This is a genomic window from Leisingera caerulea DSM 24564 (assembly GCF_000473325.1).
Lineage (GTDB): Bacteria > Pseudomonadota > Alphaproteobacteria > Rhodobacterales > Rhodobacteraceae > Leisingera > Leisingera caerulea.
This window is the reverse complement of the sequence record NZ_AXBI01000019.1, coordinates 140,000-157,686: the sequence shown is the minus strand read 5'-3', so window position 1 is coordinate 157,686 and position 17,687 is coordinate 140,000. Positions and strand designations below refer to the sequence as shown.

At 65.3% G+C, this 17,687-nt stretch carries 14 protein-coding genes; 8 read left to right on the top strand and 6 right to left on the bottom strand.

Going from position 1 to position 17,687, the window contains the following annotated elements; genetic code table 11:
• Position 1 precedes the first annotated feature (1 nt).
• A complete protein-coding gene (locus CAER_RS0102865) occupies positions 2-673 on the top strand; it encodes a TetR/AcrR family transcriptional regulator (RefSeq protein WP_027233996.1) in 672 nt (223 codons plus the stop codon).
• A 48-nt stretch (positions 674-721) separates the two neighbouring features.
• Here the strand turns inward: CAER_RS0102865 and speB are convergent, their stop codons facing one another.
• Complete coding sequence (speB, locus tag CAER_RS0102860; RefSeq protein ID WP_027233995.1) at positions 722-1,687, bottom strand: agmatinase; 966 nt, start codon at positions 1,685-1,687, stop codon at positions 722-724.
• 129 nt (positions 1,688-1,816) lie between these two features.
• Between speB and CAER_RS0102855 the strand changes: the two genes are divergently transcribed.
• The 4 genes from CAER_RS0102855 (at position 1,817) to CAER_RS0102840 (ending at position 7,627) form a co-directional block, all read left to right on the top strand.
• Complete coding sequence (locus tag CAER_RS0102855) at positions 1,817-2,722, top strand: LysR family transcriptional regulator (RefSeq protein ID WP_027233994.1); 906 nt, start codon at positions 1,817-1,819, stop codon at positions 2,720-2,722.
• Positions 2,723-3,023: 301 nt separating this feature from the next.
• Positions 3,024-4,532 (top strand): FMN-binding glutamate synthase family protein, encoded by a 1,509-nt coding sequence (locus CAER_RS0102850; protein WP_027233993.1) that lies wholly within the window; start codon positions 3,024-3,026, stop codon positions 4,530-4,532.
• A 36-nt stretch (positions 4,533-4,568) separates the two neighbouring features.
• Positions 4,569-6,242 carry an acetolactate synthase large subunit gene (locus tag CAER_RS0102845; RefSeq protein ID WP_027233992.1) on the top strand — a complete coding sequence of 558 codons (1,674 nt, stop codon included), beginning with the start codon at positions 4,569-4,571 and terminating at the stop codon, positions 6,240-6,242.
• On the top strand, positions 6,239-7,627 hold the full coding sequence (locus tag CAER_RS0102840) for an aldehyde dehydrogenase family protein (RefSeq protein WP_027233991.1): 1,389 nt from the start codon (positions 6,239-6,241) through the stop codon (positions 7,625-7,627). The genes CAER_RS0102845 and CAER_RS0102840 overlap by 4 nt, the downstream gene beginning before the upstream one ends.
• Positions 7,628-7,687: 60 nt before the next feature.
• Here CAER_RS0102840 and CAER_RS0102835 read toward each other — a convergent pair whose 3' ends face one another.
• The 4 genes from CAER_RS0102835 to CAER_RS0102820 all read right to left on the bottom strand — a co-directional run bounded on the left by CAER_RS0102835 (position 7,688) and on the right by CAER_RS0102820 (position 14,021).
• A complete protein-coding gene (locus CAER_RS0102835; protein WP_027233990.1) occupies positions 7,688-9,382 on the bottom strand; it encodes a BCCT family transporter in 1,695 nt (564 codons plus the stop codon).
• 185 nt (positions 9,383-9,567) lie between these two features.
• Positions 9,568-10,989 carry a carnitine 3-dehydrogenase gene (locus CAER_RS0102830; protein ID WP_027233989.1) on the bottom strand — a complete coding sequence of 474 codons (1,422 nt, stop codon included), beginning with the start codon at positions 10,987-10,989 and terminating at the stop codon, positions 9,568-9,570.
• A gap of 149 nt (positions 10,990-11,138) precedes the next feature.
• A complete protein-coding gene (locus CAER_RS0102825) occupies positions 11,139-12,056 on the bottom strand; it encodes a beta-keto acid cleavage family enzyme (protein WP_027233988.1) in 918 nt (305 codons plus the stop codon).
• A gap of 18 nt (positions 12,057-12,074) precedes the next feature.
• On the bottom strand, positions 12,075-14,021 hold the full coding sequence (locus tag CAER_RS0102820) for an acetoacetate--CoA ligase (protein WP_051357655.1): 1,947 nt from the start codon (positions 14,019-14,021) through the stop codon (positions 12,075-12,077).
• 120 nt (positions 14,022-14,141) lie between these two features.
• Between CAER_RS0102820 and CAER_RS0102815 the strand changes: the two genes are divergently transcribed.
• Positions 14,142-15,116, top strand: a complete 975-nt coding sequence (locus tag CAER_RS0102815; RefSeq protein ID WP_027233986.1) for a GlxA family transcriptional regulator — start codon at positions 14,142-14,144, stop codon at positions 15,114-15,116.
• A 140-nt stretch (positions 15,117-15,256) separates the two neighbouring features.
• Here the strand turns inward: CAER_RS0102815 and CAER_RS0102810 are convergent, their stop codons facing one another.
• Entirely contained in the window at positions 15,257-16,147 is an 891-nt protein-coding gene (locus CAER_RS0102810) for an AraC family transcriptional regulator (RefSeq protein ID WP_027233985.1), read from the bottom strand.
• Positions 16,148-16,349: 202 nt separating this feature from the next.
• Here CAER_RS0102810 and CAER_RS0102805 point away from each other — a divergent pair, with 202 nt between their 5' ends.
• Positions 16,350-17,189: an SDR family NAD(P)-dependent oxidoreductase gene (locus tag CAER_RS0102805; RefSeq protein ID WP_027233984.1), complete on the top strand. Its 840-nt coding sequence runs from the start codon at positions 16,350-16,352 to the stop codon at positions 17,187-17,189.
• A 35-nt stretch (positions 17,190-17,224) separates the two neighbouring features.
• Positions 17,225-17,686, top strand: coding sequence for a (2Fe-2S)-binding protein (locus tag CAER_RS0102800; RefSeq protein ID WP_027233983.1), 462 nt, complete (start codon positions 17,225-17,227; stop codon positions 17,684-17,686).
• The last annotated feature ends 1 nt before the right edge of the window (position 17,687 follow it).

Below are 17,687 nucleotides of genomic sequence, written 5' to 3'. Positions count from 1 at the left end.
CATGGCCAGACGCGCCGCCCCCGTGCTGCACCGGGACAACCCGGACAAGGAACCGCTCAGCGGCCACGTGAAAGTCACCCCCGAGGACTGGCTGAACGTGGCCCGCGATCTTCTGGTCAGCGACGGGGTGGCGGGGGTCAAGGTGCTGGCCATCGGCGAGCGTCTGGGCGTCTCGCGTTCCAGCTTCTACTGGTACTTCAAAAGCCGCAAACACCTGCTGGAGGCGCTGCTGGACGATTGGGAGGCGCGCAACACCGCACCGGTCCTGACCCATTGCGAATTGCCAGCTGACAATATCACCTGGGCGGTCTGCAACTTCTTCCGCTGCTTCGTCGATCCAGCGCTGTTCGACGCGTCCTTGGACTTTGCGGTGCGCGAATGGTCGCGGCGCGACGGCAAGGTGCGCAACCGGATCGACGCGGCGGACGCGCTGCGGCTCAAGGCGGTGACCGCCATGTTCGAGCGCCACGGCTATACGCCCTATGAGGCCGACGCCCGTGCCCGTATCCTCTACTTCATGCAATGCGGCTACCACGCGCTGGAGGTGCGCGAGCCGATGCAGGCCCGCACCGCCCGGCTGGAGGGCTATCTGCTGGGATTCACCGGGGTGGAGCCCGACCCGGAGGCCGTGGCAGCCGCCCGGGCGTTTGCAGAAGGCAAGATGGACCGCTGATACGTCAGCCTCTGCCGCCCGGCCTGGCACAGCACCGGGAGCAGGCCCTTATCCCCTGTTGTGAAAAATGAAGCCGATGAAGTTCAGCAACAGCTGCGCGGCCAGGATCTGGGTGCTTTCGGAGGGGTCATAGGCCGGGGCGACCTCGACCAGGTCGATACCCGCCACATCGCCGCGCTTGGACAGGCCCTGCAGGATTTCCAGCACATCATAATACTGGAACCCGCCGTGGCTGGGGGTGCCGGTGCCGGGCGCGATCGAGGGGCAGAAGGCGTCAATGTCGATGGTCACATAATAGCGCGCACCTTTGGGGATGCGGTCCAGCACTGCCCCGGTGCCCAGCTTGCGCACCTGCCGCACTGACAGGATGTCAGAGCCGCGTTCACGCGCGTCAGCATAGCCTTCTCTGGCGGTGGAGGACACGTTGCGGATGCCCAGCTGGGTCATGCCGGAGACATAGTCCTTCTCGATCGCGCGGCGCATCGGGTTGCCGTGGCCGTCAGTGACGCCCTTGCGCTCGTCGACAAAGTCCAGATGCGCGTCGATCTGGACCACATGAATCGGGCCGTTTTTCGCGCAATCTTCCGCAAAGGCGCTGATGCAGGGGATATTGATCGAATGATCGCCGCCGATGGTCACCGGCAGCGCGCCTGCCTCCAGGATCTTCTTGACGCCGTATTCGATGTTGGCGTGGCTCTCTTCAGTCTTGGTGTGGATGATGTCGGCATCGCCCAGATCGACGATCCGCACATCCGCGCCCAGGTAGGTGGCGTCATCCTCGTGGTCATAAGCGCCGGCATGGCCGAAGCTGAACAGTGTCGAGGCCTCGCGCACCGCCCGCGGGCCAAAGCGGGCGCCGGAGCGGAACTGGCAGCCGAAGTCGAAGGGCGCGCCCAGGATCGCCACGTCGGCGTTGATGCTGTCCCAATCCTCCACATAGGGCTTCTTGCCGAAGGTGGCGATGCCGACAAAGGGCAGGTTCAGGCGGCCGGTTTCGTAACTGTGTGCAGACATCCGCGTCTCCATAGCCAGGTTTCAGGGCAGTTGAGCACGGACGCTTTCATGAAAGAATATCATGATGCTTATCGTCACATAAACGTTCTTAATGTATTACCGCCATGTCAGCCGGGGAGGATCAGCGCCATGAAACTGCTGCGCAACACGCTGCTGGAAACCTTTGTCACTGTTGCCGACTGCGGCGGGTTCTCTGACGCGCAATATGCGCTGGGGATCACCCAGCCGGCGATCAGCATCCGCATCCGCGACCTGGAAACCTCGCTCGGCTACCGGGTCTGCGAGCGCGGCCGCGGCGGTTTCCGCCTGACCGAAAGGGGCGAAATCGCCTACCGCAAGGCCCGCGAAATCCTGCGCAGCGCCCGCGATTTCGACGCCGAACTGCTGGAGCTGCGCGATGCCGTCACCGGCAGCCTGCGCATCGGCGTGGTGGACGCGGTCAGCAGCCTGCCCGGTCTCAACCTGCCGCGAGCGTTGCAGAAATTCCTCTCCCGCCCGAACGGCGTGCAGCTGGAAATCGTTGTCGCCCCGCCCTCAGACCTGACCCAGCAGCTGATCACCGGCGCGCTGCACGCGGCCATCGCGCCGTTCCGCAATCAGATTGCCGACCTGGCGTATGAGGCGCTGTGCAGCGAGGAGCACCGGCTGTATTGCGGCCAGGGCCACCCGCTGTTCACCCAGCCGCAGCACCAGGTCAGCCCGCAGGAGATCGCCCGGCACCCGCTTTGCCAGCGTTCCTATGACATGCTGGTTTCCCCCGACCTCGGCAGCCCCGACCCCCAGGCGGTGGTTGCCAATATGGAGGCGATGGCGATGCTGATCGAAACCGGCCATTACCTGGGCCCGCTGCCGGTGCATTATGCCGAAAGCCGGGTGCGCGCGGGCCGGCTGCGCGAGCTGAGCCATCCGCAGCTGCGCTGGCACTCGGCGTTTTCGCTCGCCACCCGGCGCAGCCAGGTCCACCGGCGCGCGGTGGAGCTGTTCGTCCAGGACGTCCGCACCGCCTGCCAGCCCGCGCCCGCCGCGTCCCAGTGACCTGCCTGCAGCCTGCCTGCGGCCTGTCTCCAGTCTGGACAACTTTCACCCCGCCGGCGCAGTATCCCGAACAGGAGCCACGCCTGCGCCGCAGGGCGGAACCAAACCGGCCTGCCAGCCGTTATCCTGTGGGCACGTCAGCCCCGCGGGCAGCCTGCCCTCACACCGCCGCCGGCGCGGCTCCTGAGGATGTGATCGGCCCGTGAATGCAATCGCGGCGGCCAATGCGCATTCTGTAACGGCATAAGCCAGGCGTGCGGAGCCAACCGCGCCGCCAGCCCCTGAAGGAGCGACAGAGACCATGTCCCAGATATCCAGCACCGTCCTGGCGCTGCTCGAATTCCTGTCATATGCGTTCATCTTCGCCATCGGGGCGGGCCTGTTGTGGCTGATCGTTCTGTATGTCCGCGACAAGACCCAGACCGACAGCACCCTGCGCCGCAACTACCCGGTGATCGCCCGCTTCCGCTATTTGTTCGAGCATCTGGGCGAGTTCTTCCGGCAGTATTTCTTTGCCCTCGACCGCGAGGAGATGCCGTTCAACCGCGCCGAACGCTCCTGGGTCTACCGCGCCGCAAAAAATGTGGATTCGACCATTGCCTTCGGCTCCACCCGCGATCTGCGGCGGCCCGGCACGATCTATTTCGCCAATTGCCCGTTCCCGTCGCTGTCGCATGAGGCCTCGCCCCCGGCCGAAATCACCATCGGCCCCTATGCGCGCCATCCCTACACCACGGCCTCGATCTTCAACATCTCCGGCATGAGCTATGGCGCCATTTCCGTCCCCGCGGTGCGGGCGCTGTCGTCTGGCGCCAAGAAGGCCGGCATATGGCTCAACACCGGCGAAGGCGGCCTGTCGCCCTACCATCTGGAAGGCGGCTGCGACCTCGTGTTCCAGATCGGCACCGGCAAATTCGGCGTGCGCAAGCCCGAAGGCGGCTTTGACGAGGACAAGCTGCGCGCGGTGGCCGCCCATGACACCGTCCGCATGTTTGAACTCAAGCTCAGCCAGGGCGCCAAGCCGGGCAAGGGCGGCATCCTGCCAGGCGCCAAGGTGACACAGGAAATCGCCGAAATCCGCGGCCTCACCCCCGGCGAGGACGCAATCAGCCCCAACCGCCACCCGGAAATCGACTGCGTCGGCGACCTGTTGGACATGATCGCTTATGTCCGCGAGGTGACCGGCAAGCCGGTGGGCTTCAAGGCGGTGCTGGGCGCCTATGGCTTTACCGAGGGGCTCTGCCAGGAAATCCTCTCCCGCGGGATCGAAAGCGCCCCGGATTTCATCACCATCGACAGCGCCGACGGCGGCACCGGCGCCGCCCCCATGAGCCTGATCGACAACATGGGGATGCCGCTGCGCGAAAGCCTGCCGCTGACCATCGACACCCTGATCCGCTATGGCCTGCGCGACCGGATCAAGGTCTGCGCCAGCGGCAAGCTGATCAACCCGTCAGAGGTCGCCTGGGCATTCTGCGCCGGGGCCGATTTCGTCAACTCCGCCCGCGGGTTCATGTTTGCGCTCGGCTGCATCCAGGCCCTGCAGTGCAACAAGAACACCTGCCCCACCGGCATCACCACCCACGACCGCAGGCTGCAGTTCGGCCTCGACCCGGCCAGCAAATCGGAACGCGTCGCCTGTTACGCCCAAAACATGAAAAAGGAAGCCGGCATCATCGCCCACAGCTGCGGCGTGGCAGAGCCGCGGCTGCTCAAACGCTACCACGCCCGCATCGTGCTGGATAACGGCCGTTCCGTCTCGATGGATGAGCTGTATCCGACGCCGGAACAGCAGCACGCCGCGCAGTAAGCCGCCCCCAAGACCTTTTAACCAACAGGAGCCCCCATGCCCGACACTCATCCCTCCGCTTCAGCTCCGTCCAAAGCCTCCGATCTGCTTGTTGCCGCGCTGGAGAGGGAAGGCGTCGAGTACATCTTTGCCGTCCCCGGCGAGGAGAACCTCGACCTGCTGGAATCCCTGCGCACCTCCAGCATCGAACTGGTGCTGACCCGCCACGAGCAGGGCGCGGGCTTTATGGCGGCGACCTATGGCCGCCTGACCGGCAAGGCGGGGGTGTGCATGGCAACGCTTGGCCCCGGCGCCACCAACCTGGCCACCGCCGCCGCCTATGCCCACCTGGGGGCGATGCCGCTGATCATGATCACCGGGCAGAAGCCGATCAAGAAGTCGAAACAGGGCCAGTTCCAGATCATCGACATCGTCAACCTGTTTGATCCGATCTGCAAGATGTCCAAGCAGATCGTGCACGGCAACACCATCCCGTCGCTGATCCGCGAGGCTTTCCGCACCGCCGAGGAGGAACGCCCCGGCGCCGTGCTGCTGGAACTGCCTGAGGATATCGCGGCCGAGGAAACCGACACCTCTGTCCTGCAGCCCCACCCGCGCCATTACGCGGTGGCGGGCGACGAGGTGCTGAACGAGGCAGCGGAAATGATCCGCAGTGCCAAGATGCCGCTGCTGCTGGTCGGGGCGGGCGCCAACCGGCGCAAGGCCCGCTCCGCGCTCTGCGATTTCACCGACCTGATCCAGATCCCTTTCTTCAACACCCAGATGGGCAAGGGCGTGGTCGACGAACGCTCTGACCTGTTCCTGGGCACTGCGGCGCTGTCGGACGGCGACTATCTGCACTGCGCCATCGACCGCGCCGACCTGATCATCAACGTCGGCCACGACGTGGTCGAAAAACCGCCCTTCTTTATGGAGGAAGGCGGCACCAAGGTGATCCATGTGAATTACAAGGCGGCGCAGGTCGACCGGGTCTATTTTCCGCAGCTGGAGGTGGTTGGCGATCTGGCCCAGTCGATCACCCGGCTGGGCAAGATCCTGGGCGGCCCGCTGGATTTCGACCGCAGCTATTTTGAGCGCGTCAAGCGGGAGACCGACGAACATATCTCCGAAGGCGCCGATGATCCGCGCTTTCCGGTGATCCCGCAGCGGCTGGTGGCCGACACCCGCAAGGTGATGGACGAATGCGATATCATCGCGCTGGACAATGGCATCTACAAGCTGTGGTACGCCCGCAACTACAAGGCCTATCAGCCCAACACCGTTTTGCTGGACAACGCGCTGGCGACTATGGGCGCAGGGCTGTCCTCGGCGATGATGGCAGCCAAGCTGAACCCGGACCGCCGGGTGATGGCGATCTGCGGCGACGGCGGCTTTATGATGAACAGCCAGGAGCTGGAAACCGCTGTCCGCCTTGGCCTCAATCTGGTGGTGACAGTGCTGAACGACAGCGCCTATGGCATGATCCGCTGGAAACAGGCGCATGCCGGGTTCGGCGACTGGGGGCTGGAATTCAACAACCCGGATTTCGTCCAGTACGCCGGCAGCTACGGCGCCACCGGCCACCGGATCGAGCGCACCGAAGACCTGCTGCCCACGTTCCGCAAGGCCTTTGACGTAGGTGGCGTGCATCTGATCGACGTGCCGGTCGACTACAGCGAAAACCAGCGCGTGCTGATCGAGGAACTGGCCGACAAGGTGTGCCTGATATGACCAATGCCATAGACGTCGTGAACCCGTTCAGCCTGGAACGCATCGGCACGGTCGAAACCAGCGATTGGGACCGGATCGATGCGATGCTGGACACCGCACACGGGCTGTTCCGCAACCGCGATGCCTGGCTGCCCGCGTATCAGCGTATCGAGATCCTCAGGAAAACCGCCCGGCTGATGGAGGACCGCTTTGACGAGCTCGCCCTCTTGATCGCCAGCGAGGGCGGCAAGCCGCTGGTCGACGCCAAGGTGGAGGTCAAACGCGCCATCGACGGGGTCGAACTCTGCGTGCATGAGATCGGCCAGATGACCGGCACCGAAATCCCGATGGACCTGACCGAGGCCGGATCGGGCCGCATCGCCTTTACCCAGCGCGAGCCGATCGGCGTGGTGGTGGCCGCCAGTGCCTTCAACCACCCGCTGAACCTGATCGTGCATCAGGTCGCGCCCGCCGTCGCCACCGGCTGCCCGGTGATCGTGAAGCCCGCGGAGGACACGCCGCTGTCCTGCCAGGCCTTTGTCGGCATCCTGCACGAGGCCGGGCTGCCGCAGGACTGGTGCCGCGATGTGGTCTGCTCCAACACGGTGGCGGAGATGATGATCACCGACCCGCGCGTGGGCTTCTTCTCCTTCATCGGCTCCGCCCGCGTCGGCTGGATGCTGCGCTCGAAACTCGCCCCCGGCACCCGCTGCGCCCTGGAACATGGCGGCGCAGCACCTGTGATCGTGGCCGAGGACGCACAGATCGACTCGATGATCCCGCTCTTGGCCAAGGGCGGTTTCTACCACTCGGGCCAGGTCTGCGTCTCGGTCCAGCGGGTGTTTGCCCCCGCCGCCAAGGCCGAAGAGATCGCGCAGAAACTGGCAGAGGCGGCACAGGCATTGAAAGTGGGCGACGCCACCGACCCCAGCGTCGATTGCGGCCCGCTGATCCGCCCCGCCGAGGTCGACCGGGTCGAGGAGTGGGTGCAGGAAGCCGTCGACGGCGGCACCAGGGTGCTGGCCGGCGGCAAGCGGCTGGGCGAGACCACCTATGCCCCCACCGTGCTGCTGGACCCGCCCGCGGATGCCCGCGTCTCGCAGCAGGAGATTTTCGGTCCGGTGATCTGCGTCTACAGCACGGACAGCATCCCGCAGGCCATCGGGACCGCCAACAGCCTGCCCTATGCCTTCCAGGCTGCGGTCTTCACCCAAAACCTGGACACCGCGATGCAGGCGGTGCGCGGGCTCGATGCCACCGCCGTGATGGTCAACGACCACACCGCCTTCCGCGTCGACTGGATGCCCTTCGCCGGCCGCCGCCAGTCCGGCTACAACACCGGCGGCATCGGCTACACCATGCATGACATGACCCAGGACAAGATGGCGGTGATCAAGCTCAGATAAAACGCCTGCGCCGGGCCCTCCAAAGGCCCGGCGCATTTCCGTTCAGCATGGGTATCCGCCTCAGGCGGTCAGATCCTGCGTCAGATGGGTGCCATCCGGCGTTGCCACCGGCTCCGCTTTGATCGGCGCGGCCGAGGGATCCTCGCGCAGTGATTTGCACAGGCCCCAGACCATCGCGATGAGCAGGAAGGAGATGGGAAAGGCGGTCGCAATCAGCGCCGTCTGCAGCGCGCTCAGCCCGCCCGACATCAGCAGCGCGATGGCAGTCGCGCCAATCCCGGCCCCCCAGATGACGCGGAACTTGTTCGGCGGGTTCTCGTCGCCCATCGACAGCATGGTGGTGATCACCAGCGTGCCGGAATCCGCCGAGGTCACGAACCAGCTGACCAGCAGCACCGTCGCCAGCAGCGACAGCGGCCAGGCGGTCCAGCTCATATCGCCCATCCAGGATGTCTGGCCGATATTGGCAATGGTGCCGTAAAGCGCCCCGGGCAGTTCCCAGTTGCGGACGGTGGCAATGACGCCCGCGCCGCCGTCAGCCGCCGGGCCGCCCGCCATATGCATTTCCTGCCAGATCGCGGTGCCGCCGAAGATGCACAGCCAGAAGAACACCGCCACGGTCGGCACGCACAGCACCCCGACCATGAACGCGCGGATGGTGCGGCCATAGGAAATGCGGGCGATGAAAATGCCCACCAGCGGCGCCCAGGCGATCCACCAGCCCCAATAGAAGATGGTCCAGCCGCCCTGCCAGGCGACATCCGGCGCTTCGGTCGCGGTCCAGAACCCCATCGGAATGAAGTTCCACAGGTAGTCCCCCAGCGAAGTGATGAAGAACGCCATCAGCCACTGCCCCGGCCCCATCACCACAAAGGCCAGCAGCAGCGCGATCGACAGCCAGATGTTCCACTCGGAAATCAGCCGGATTCCACGCGCCACGCCAGAGACGGTCGAGGCCGTGGCAATGACCGACACGATCACGATCAGCACGATCTTCAGCGTCAGCGTCACCTCCAGCCCGAACAGCACGTTCAGCCCGGTGGCAATCTGGGTGGACCCCAGCCCCAGCGAGGTGGCAATCCCGAAGACAGAGCCGAACACCGCCAGCAGATCCACCAGATGCCCCCAGGGGCCATAGATCCGCTCGCCCAGGATCGGGTACAGCGTCGAGCGCATGGTCAGCGGCAGCTTCTTGCGGAACCCGAAATAGGCCAGGCACAGCCCGACCAGCACATACAGCGCCCAGCCATGGAAGCCCCAGTGGAAGAAGGCCACCCGCATCGCATCCCGGGCGCGCAGCATGTCCATCTCCGTGTGGCCCGCCATATCGGCATGCGGGTTGTTCGGATAGCCGAAGGCACCGGAGTTGTCGAAATAGAAGATCGGCTCAGCCACGCCGAAGAACAGGATGCCAACCCCGATCCCGGCCGAGAACAGCATCGCAAACCAGCTGAAGTTGCCGAACTCGGGGCGCGAGTCGTCGTCGCCCAGCCGCAGCTTGCCGAACTTCGAGGCCATCAGCCAGAAACAGAAAAACATGATGCCGATCAGCAGCGAAATGTAATACCAGCTGAACCAGCCTTCGATCCAGGCACGCACCGACTTGTACAGGCCGCCCGCCAGATCCACGTTCAAAACGGTGAAGATGACGAAAAACGCGATCATCCCCTTCGCCGCCGTGCCCATCCCCGGGTGAAGACCGGCGAAAAAACCGGACTTCGCCACCAGGTGGCTGTTGGAATTGCTCTCAGACATTTGGTCCTCCCTTGACCCTGTTCCGATGCCCCCGGGGATCCTCCGCCGCGGGGGCTGCCCGGCTGACCGGGCTGCCAAATTCCGGCCGTCCCCTGCGGCCGCAGTTCAAAAATTGCGGGCCGGATCGGGGAGGATGCCCGGCCCGCAAAGGAAAACCGGCAGCCCGCACGCCGCCGGTTTCCAAATCATCCGCGCTGGCCGACGTGGCGCCCGGCGCCCTCCGGCAGCGGCAGCCCGGCATGGGCCGCGGCATAGGAGGCCAGCTTGTCCGCCACCTCCGGCGACGGCAGCGAGGTGCCGCGCGCGTTCAGGTCCATGTGCAAGAGCAGGGTTTCCACGGTCGCTGCCAGCGTGCCCTCGGGGCCGGACAGGCGGTGAAACAGATGCATCTTCTTGCCTTCGCCCGTCAGCACCTGGGTGGTTACTTTCAGCGCATCGCCCTCGTGCAGCTCATCCAGAAAGCGCACGTGGTTCTCGACGGTGAAATAGCTGCCGCCCGCGGCAATGTACGCCGCATCGCAGCCGATCATCTCCATGAACCGGTCGGTCGCCTGGGCTGAGGCCTCGGTGTAATGCGCCTCGTTCATGTGGCCGTTGTAATCGGTCCAGCTCTGCGGCACCGGGCGGCTGACAGTAACCGGCAGCTCCACCGCGTCCGGCACGGGCAGCGTGGCCTCATGGCTGTTGATCACACCGCCAGCGCCGCTGCCGGATTTCTTCAGCGCCCGCATCATGCCGACCAGGTTGTCATCCCGCAGCCGCTCCAGCGCGCGGATCGGCATGTGGCCCGATTGCGCATCCGACTGGCCCGCGATCAGATCCACCAGCTCCCCGGTGAACTCCGGCACATCCATCAGTTTGGTCCAGGGCCATTTCAGGGCCGGGCCGAACTGCGCCATAAAATGCTTCATGCCCGCCTCGCCGCCGGCAATCCGGTAGGTCTCGAACAATCCCATCTGCGCCCACCGCAGGCCAAAGCCCATGCGGATCGATTCATCCAGTTCCTCGGTGGTGCAGATGCCGTCCTTGATCAGCCACAGCCCCTCGCGCCAGACCGCCTCCAGCAGACGGTCGGCAATATGCGCGTCGATCTCCTTGCGCACGGTCAGCGGGTACATCCCCACTTCGCGCAGCAGGCCAGAGGCCTGCGCGCAGGTCTCCGCATCCCCCACCAGCTCGACCAGCGGCAGCAGGTAAACCGGGTTGAACGGATGCGCGACTACAACGCGGGCCCCCTCGGCGTTCAGCTCCGACGGCTTGAAACCGCTCGTAGACGAGCCGATCACCGCGCTTTCCGGCGCGTGCGCCTGGACCTGCGCGTGGATCTTGTGTTTCAAGTCCAGCCGCTCCGGCACGCTTTCCTGAACCCAGGCCGCATTTGCCACCGCTTCCGCCATCTCCGAATGGAAGGTCAGTTCGCCCTCGGCCGGCAGCGCCTTGTCATAAAGCGAGGGCAGCGAGCGGCGGGCATTGGCCAGCACTTCGCCGATCTTGCGCTCCGCTTCCGGGTCCGGGTCGAACACCCGCACCTTCCAGCCGTTGAGCAGGAACCGCGCGGCCCAGCCGCCCCCGATCACGCCGCCGCCGATGATTGCTGCTGTTTTCATCTGATGTCCTTTACAAAACGCCCGGCTCTTCTTCTGGCCGAAAATATCCTGGGGGTTTGGGGGCCAGCCCCCAATCTACCCCTTTTGCCGCAGCGCAGCGGTGCACAGGGGGTGTACAGGCGGTGCACGCATGCCACTCCCTGCCCCGCTTACTTCGCCACCGGCGCGCGCTTGGTCAGGCCCAGCTTTTCACGGACCGCCTCCGGGCCGATGATCCGGGCGCCCATGCCCTCGATCACCCCCGCCGCGCGCTCCACCAGCTGCGCATTGGTCGCCAGCACGCCCTTGTCCAGGAACAGGTTGTCTTCCAGCCCCACGCGCACATTGCCACCCGCCAGAACCGACTGCGCCGCGTACGGCATCTGGTCCCGGCCAAGGGAGAACGCCGACCAGGTCCAGTCCGACGGCACGTTGTTGACCATCGCCATGAAAGTGTTGAGGTCATTCGGCGCCCCCCACGGCACCCCCATACACAGCTGCACCAGCGCGTTCGGTTGCAGAATTCCCTCTTTTACCAATTGCTTGGCAAACCACAGATGGCCGGTGTCAAAGGCTTCGATCTCCGGCTTCACACCCAGATCGGTCATCATCCGGCCCATCGCCCGCAGCATTCCGGGCGTGTTGGTCATCACGTAATCCGCCTCGGCAAAGTTCATGGTGCCGCAGTCGAGGGTGCAAATCTCCGGCAGGCATTCGGCGATATGGGCCATGCGTTCGGTCGCGCCGATCATGTCGGTCGCCGCTTCGTTGACCGGCAGCGGGTTTTCCGTCGAGCCGAACACAATATCGCCGCCCATGCCCGCGGTCAGGTTCAGCACCACGTCCACCTCGGAATCGCGGATGCGGTCGGTAAGCTCCCGGTAAAGCTCAAGTTTCCGCGACGGCGCGCCGGTTTCCGGGTCGCGCACATGGCAGTGCACTACCGCCGCCCCGGCCTTGGCGGCAGCAATCGCGGACTCCGCAATCTGCTTGGGCGAGCGCGGCACGTGGGGGGATTTATCCTGGGTGCCGCCAGAGCCGGTCACGGCGGCGGTGATGAAAACGTCTCGGTTCATGGTCAGGGGCATGGTCTCGCTCCTTTGAGGTTAAGCTTGCAATTCGGGGTGATCCGCAAACAGCGCCAGCGCCTGCGGGTTGGCGAGGCCGGAGAGGTTGCGGACAGGCTGGTTGTTCACAACATCGCGCACCGCCAGCTCGGCGGTCTTGCCGGACTTGGTGCGCGGGATGTCAGCGACGGCGATGATCTTGGCGGGCACATGCCGCGGCGAGGCGTTCTTGCGGATTTCCGTTTTGATCCGGTTGGTTAGAACATCGTTCAGCGCTGCGCCCTCGGCGGGAATCACAAACAGAACCACCCGCACGTCGTTGTCGAGGTTCTGGCCGACAACCACCGCATCCGCGACCTCGCCGATCTTGTCGAGCTGCCGGTAGATCTCTGCCGTGCCGATCCGCACGCCGCCGGGGTTCAGCGTCGCGTCTGAGCGTCCCAGCACCACATAGCCGCCGTGCTCCGTGCGGATGGTGTAATCGCCCTGCCGCCAGATGTTCGGATAGGTCTCGAAATAGCTGGCGCGATAGCGGGCATTGCCGGGGTCATTCAGGAACCGCACCGGCATCGACGGATGCGCGTTGCGGCAAACCAGCTCGCCCGCGACGCCCTCCACCGGTTCGCCCTGATCGTTCAGGGTCGCCACATCCAGCCCCAGCACCGGCGCCTGGATCTCTCCCTGATGGACCGGCAGCAGCGGGCAGCCGCCAATGAAACAGCCCAGAATATCGGTGCCGCCGCAGATCGAGGCCAGCTGCACATCCGCTTTCCAGTCGGCATAGACATGGGCAAAGCCCTCCGGCGACAGCGGCGAGCCGGTGGACAGCACCACCCGCAAGGCGCTCAGATCGTGGCTCTCCACCGGACGGTTCCGGCGCTTTTGCGAGGCGTCTATGTATTTGGCGGAAATACCGAAATGGGTGACCATCTCGGCCTCCGCCAGGTCAAACAGGCGGCGTATGCCGGGATACATCGGGTTGCCGTCAAACAGCACGATCACCGCCTCGGAGGCCAGCGCCGCCACCTGCCAGTTCCACATCATCCAATTGCAGGTGGTATAATAGAACATCCGGTCACCGGGGCGCAGGTCGCAGTGCAGCTGCTGCTCCACCAGCATCCTGAGCAGGGTGCCGCCGCCGGAATGCTCAATGCACTTGGGCTTGCCCGTGGTGCCGGAGGAGAACATCACATAGAGCGGATCGCGGAACCCCATCACGCGGCAGTCCAGCACCGGGGCGTCCGCCTGCTTGAAAGCCTCATAGGCGGTCATGCCCTCGGGCAGGTCCGCGGCATCGCCCGCATAGGGCCAGACCACGATCTGCCGGACCGACGGCACGCGGGCGGCAACTTCGGCAATCGCGGCGCGGGTCTCAAACGTCTTGCCGTTGTAGAAATAGCCGTCGGCGGCAAACATCAGCTTGGGCGCGATCTGGCCGAAGCGGTCGACAACAACATCCGGCCCGCTTTCCGGCGCACAGCAGGACCAGACCGCCCCCAGCGACGCCGTGGCCAGCATCGCCGCCACGGTCTGCGGCATGTTCGGCACATAGCCTGCAACGTGATCGCCCGCTTCGATCCCGGCGTCCCGCAGGGCGGCGGCGAGCATTTCCACCTCGCGCTTCAGGTCGGCGCGGGTCCAGACCATGCGGCGGCCATCCTCGCCAATAAATACAATGGCTTCGCGTCCGTCGGCATTCTTCAGGAAGGTTTCCGCGATGTTCAGCCGCGCTTCGGGGAAGAAGCGCACCTGCATCGGATCGGCATCCGCCAACAGCGGCACCGCGCCCTTTTCCCCTTCCAGCCCGCAAAAATCCCAGGCCAGCGGCCAGAACTCCTCCGGCCGGGAGACCGACCAGGCGTGCAGATCGGCATATGTCTCCACCCCCGCACCGGAGGCGGCCCTGGCCTGCGCCAGAAAGTCGGACATTAGAGGTTTGCGGCGCGCCGAAAGATCCGGCTGCCAGAGAAGGGGCGCGGTTGTCATGGAAATCTCAGTGGCTAGAGAGCGGGCGTCGTGAGCGGATCGTCAAGAGGCTTGACTTAAGGCGTGATTAGCGCAGGAGTTGACCTTACGTTTATACAGTTTCGGTCAGATACTACACAGATGCAGCCAAAATCGCCGCCAATCTTCGAATTTCTGCTGTTCGACGGGTTTTCCAACATGGTGCTGGCCAGCGCCATGGAGCCGCTGCGCGATGTGCGGATGAACTCCGGCCAGGAGGTCGCCGGCTGGCGGGTCAGCACCCTGGATGGCGCGCCCGTCACCAGTTCCAGCGGCTTGCAGATCACCCCCGACGGGGCGTTCAGCGAGGATCAGGGCAACCGCACCCTGGTGCTGGTTGCGGGCTACCACGTGCGCGAACAGGTGACGCCTGCGCTGCTGACCCGGCTGCGCAGCGCGGTGCGGCGGGCAGAGCGGGTGCTGGCGCTGGACACCGCCGCCTGGCTGCTGGCCGCCGCTGGCGTGCTGGACGGCCATACCGCGACAATCCACTGGCAGGAGCTGGAGGCCTTTACCGAGACCTTCCCCAAGGTCGAGGTTTCCACCGCGCGGTTTGTGCGCTCGGGGCCGTTCCTCACCTGCGGCGGCGCCAGCACCGCGCTCGACATGATGCTGAGCCTCATTCAGGACCTCTATGGCTCCGCGGCCGCCTTTGGCGCCTCCACCATGTTTGTCTATGACCCGTCGCGCCAGTCAGAGCTGAACCGCGGCGCCGCGCGGCTGGAGCAGAAGGGCTCGCCCAAGGTGCTGAAGGCGGCGAACCTGATGGCGGAAACCATCGAAACCCCGCTGAGCACGGCAGCACTGGCCAAGCGCGTGTCGCTGTCGGAGCGCACACTGGCGCGGGCGTTTCAGCGCGAGTTGGGGATGACGCCGGGCAAATACTACAAGATGCTGCGGCTTCAGCATGCCCGCTATTTGTCAGAGGAAACCCATCTGAGCCTGGAACAGATCGCACTGCGCTGCGGGTTTTCCTCGGCGTCGTCGCTGGGGCGGTCATACAGCGGGCTTTATGGCCGGACCCTCCGCGAGGCGCGGGGGCAGGAGCGGCCCTGGGTGAAGAAAAGCAACGGCTAAACAACGCGCTGAGGGCGGCGCCCGGCCTCGGGTGGGTGCGAAGCGCCCTCCCGTTTTGCCGAAGGCAAACCTCTAGTTTGACGGGGAGGTCGGGTGCTGCCCGGCTTGCGGCCGGGCGGGACAATATTTTACTTGGAAGGCTAAGACGCTTCCGCTGGCGCCGGCTTTTCATCCCGCGGCGGGATACCGAACTTGCGGGCATATTCCCGGCTGAACTGGGTCGGGCTTTCATAGCCCACGTCATAGGCCGCCGAAGCCACCGATTTCCCCCCGCTCATCAGCAGGCGGCGCGCCTCCAGCAGGCGCAGTTCCTTTTGGTACTGCAGCGGCGTCGTCGAGGTGAGCGACTTGAAATGCTCGTGGAAGGTCGACTGGCTCATCCCCGCCGCGGCGGCCAGATCGGCCACCGCAATCGGCGCCTTGTAGCCGGAGCGGATCAGCGCAATTGCCTTGGAAATCCGGCTGGCCGGGCTTTCGTGCAGCAGCAGCTGCCGCAGCATCCCGCCGTGCTGGGCGCGCAACAGACGGAAATGGATCTCCCGCAGCACCAGGGGCGCCAGCGCCTGCACCTCGGCCGGGTCCTGCGACAGACGGAACAGCCGCGCCATCGCATCGGTCAGCGCCGCATCGCTGTCCGCCACGCTCATCGAATGCGTGCCCCGCCGCTGCCCCTGCGCCGCGCCCGCCTCATCATAAAGGCTGCGCGCAGTGGCCAGATCCAGCCGCAGCACCAGCGAGACATAGGGCTTATCCGGCGCAGCGTCGATCACCCCGGCCGTCACCGGCAGCGCATGGCTGACGATCAGCGACATGCCCGCGCCATAGCGGATCACCCGGTCGTCCAGATGCGCCTCTTTGGCGCCCTGCAGCACCAGGCACATGACCGGCTCATAGACCATCGTCTGAAACGCAGTCGGGGTCTCGCGGCAAAAGGCCAGAAGCCCCTCCACCCCGGTCTCGCAGCCGTCCTCCGGCGTGCCCCTGGCGCGGACAAAGGCGGCAACGTCGTCGATCAGATCCAGCGGCACCATGGGCGGCCCTCCTCTTCGCCCTGAATATAGGCGGGCGGCGGCGGCGAAAGAACCGTAATTCCCGGCGCGCCGGAGGATCAGGCAGATCATCCGGAGGATCAGGCAAGGCAATCCGCCCCGCCCGCCCTATCTTTTTCTTGCAAGCAGCACAGCCGGGGCGGCGGCAAACCCTGGCGGCACAATGCTAGCGGGAGGAGATTTCATGTACAAAGACGCAGTTGCAGCAGGCGGCGTGGCGGTGGTGACCGGCGGCGCCAGCGGGGTTGGCTATGCCGCCGCCGAACGCTTTGCCCAGGCCGGGCTGGGGGTGGTGCTGGCCGACCTTCCGGGCGAGGCGCTGGACCAGGCGGCAGAGACGCTGCGCAACCAGGCAAAGGCCGGCGCGCCGGTTCTGGCCGTTCCCACAGATGTCAGCGACGCAGAGGCGGTTCAGGCGTTGGCCGATGCGGCCTTTGACGCGGGCGAGGTGGCGGTGCTGATGAACAACGCAGGCATCGCCCGCCCCTCCGGCAGCTGGGAGGACCCTGACGCCTGGCGCGCGATGATCGAGGTGAACCTGTTCGGCGTATTGAACGGCGTCCAGGCCTTCCTGCCCCGGATGATCGCCGCCGCGCGCCCCGCGGTGGTGGTCAACACCGGCTCCAAACAGGGCATCACCACGCCGCCAGGCAACCCGGGCTACAACGTCTCCAAGGCGGGCGTGAAGGTGCTGACTGAGATGCTGGCCCACGACCTGCGCCAGGCCGGCGCACCGGTTTCCGCGCATCTGTTTGTGCCCGGCTTCACCTATACCGGCATGATCGCCAGCTTCATGCCGGAAAAACCCGCCTCTGCCTGGACGTCCGGGCAGACCGTCGATCACTTGCTGTCCCGCATGGCGGCGGGTGATTTCTACATTCTCTGCCCCGACAACGACGTCACGCCCGAACGCGACCGGCGCCGGGTCGCCTGGGCCCTGGGCGACATTCTGGAAAACCGCCCGGCCCTGTCGCGCTGGCATCCCGATTACGCGGATGCCTTCGCAGACTTCGAAAATTCCTGACCCAAAAATTCCAGCCAAGGGGAGGCCCCATAGCCATGGCAATATCATTGAAACTCAACGGCCAGACGCATCAGGTCGAGGCCGAACCCGGAACACCGCTGTTGTGGGTGATCCGCGATGAGCTGAAGCTCACCGGCACCAAGTTCGGCTGCGGCGTAGCCGCCTGCGGCGCTTGCACCGTGCATCTGGACGGCGAACCCGTGCGCTCCTGCCAGACTTATGTCGAAGACGTGGAAGGCGCCGAGATCACCACCATCGAAGGGCTGGAGTCCAAGGCTTCCAAGGCCGTGCAGGACGCTTGGGTCGAACTGGACGTGGTGCAGTGCGGCTACTGCCAGTCGGGCCAGATCATGTCCGCCGTGGGCCTGCTGAGCGAAAACCCCAAGCCGACGGTTGAGGAGATCGACGATTACATGAACGGCAACGTCTGCCGCTGCGCCACCTACCAGCGCATCCGCGCCGCGATCCAGCGCGCATCCCAGATGATGGAGGCCTGAT

Coding starts and splice junctions, on each gene's coding strand:
- CAER_RS0102865 (WP_027233996.1), top strand. CDS start 2: ATGGCCAGACGCGCCGCCCCCGTGCTGCACCGGGACAACCCGGACAAG.
- speB (WP_027233995.1), bottom strand. CDS start 1,687: ATGTCTGCACACAGTTACGAAACCGGCCGCCTGAACCTGCCCTTTGTC.
- CAER_RS0102855 (WP_027233994.1), top strand. CDS start 1,817: ATGAAACTGCTGCGCAACACGCTGCTGGAAACCTTTGTCACTGTTGCC.
- CAER_RS0102850 (WP_027233993.1), top strand. CDS start 3,024: ATGTCCCAGATATCCAGCACCGTCCTGGCGCTGCTCGAATTCCTGTCA.
- CAER_RS0102845 (WP_027233992.1), top strand. CDS start 4,569: ATGCCCGACACTCATCCCTCCGCTTCAGCTCCGTCCAAAGCCTCCGAT.
- CAER_RS0102840 (WP_027233991.1), top strand. CDS start 6,239: ATGACCAATGCCATAGACGTCGTGAACCCGTTCAGCCTGGAACGCATC.
- CAER_RS0102835 (WP_027233990.1), bottom strand. CDS start 9,382: ATGTCTGAGAGCAATTCCAACAGCCACCTGGTGGCGAAGTCCGGTTTT.
- CAER_RS0102830 (WP_027233989.1), bottom strand. CDS start 10,989: ATGAAAACAGCAGCAATCATCGGCGGCGGCGTGATCGGGGGCGGCTGG.
- CAER_RS0102825 (WP_027233988.1), bottom strand. CDS start 12,056: ATGCCCCTGACCATGAACCGAGACGTTTTCATCACCGCCGCCGTGACC.
- CAER_RS0102820 (WP_051357655.1), bottom strand. CDS start 14,021: ATGACAACCGCGCCCCTTCTCTGGCAGCCGGATCTTTCGGCGCGCCGC.
- CAER_RS0102815 (WP_027233986.1), top strand. CDS start 14,142: ATGCAGCCAAAATCGCCGCCAATCTTCGAATTTCTGCTGTTCGACGGG.
- CAER_RS0102810 (WP_027233985.1), bottom strand. CDS start 16,147: ATGGTGCCGCTGGATCTGATCGACGACGTTGCCGCCTTTGTCCGCGCC.
- CAER_RS0102805 (WP_027233984.1), top strand. CDS start 16,350: ATGTACAAAGACGCAGTTGCAGCAGGCGGCGTGGCGGTGGTGACCGGC.
- CAER_RS0102800 (WP_027233983.1), top strand. CDS start 17,225: ATGGCAATATCATTGAAACTCAACGGCCAGACGCATCAGGTCGAGGCC.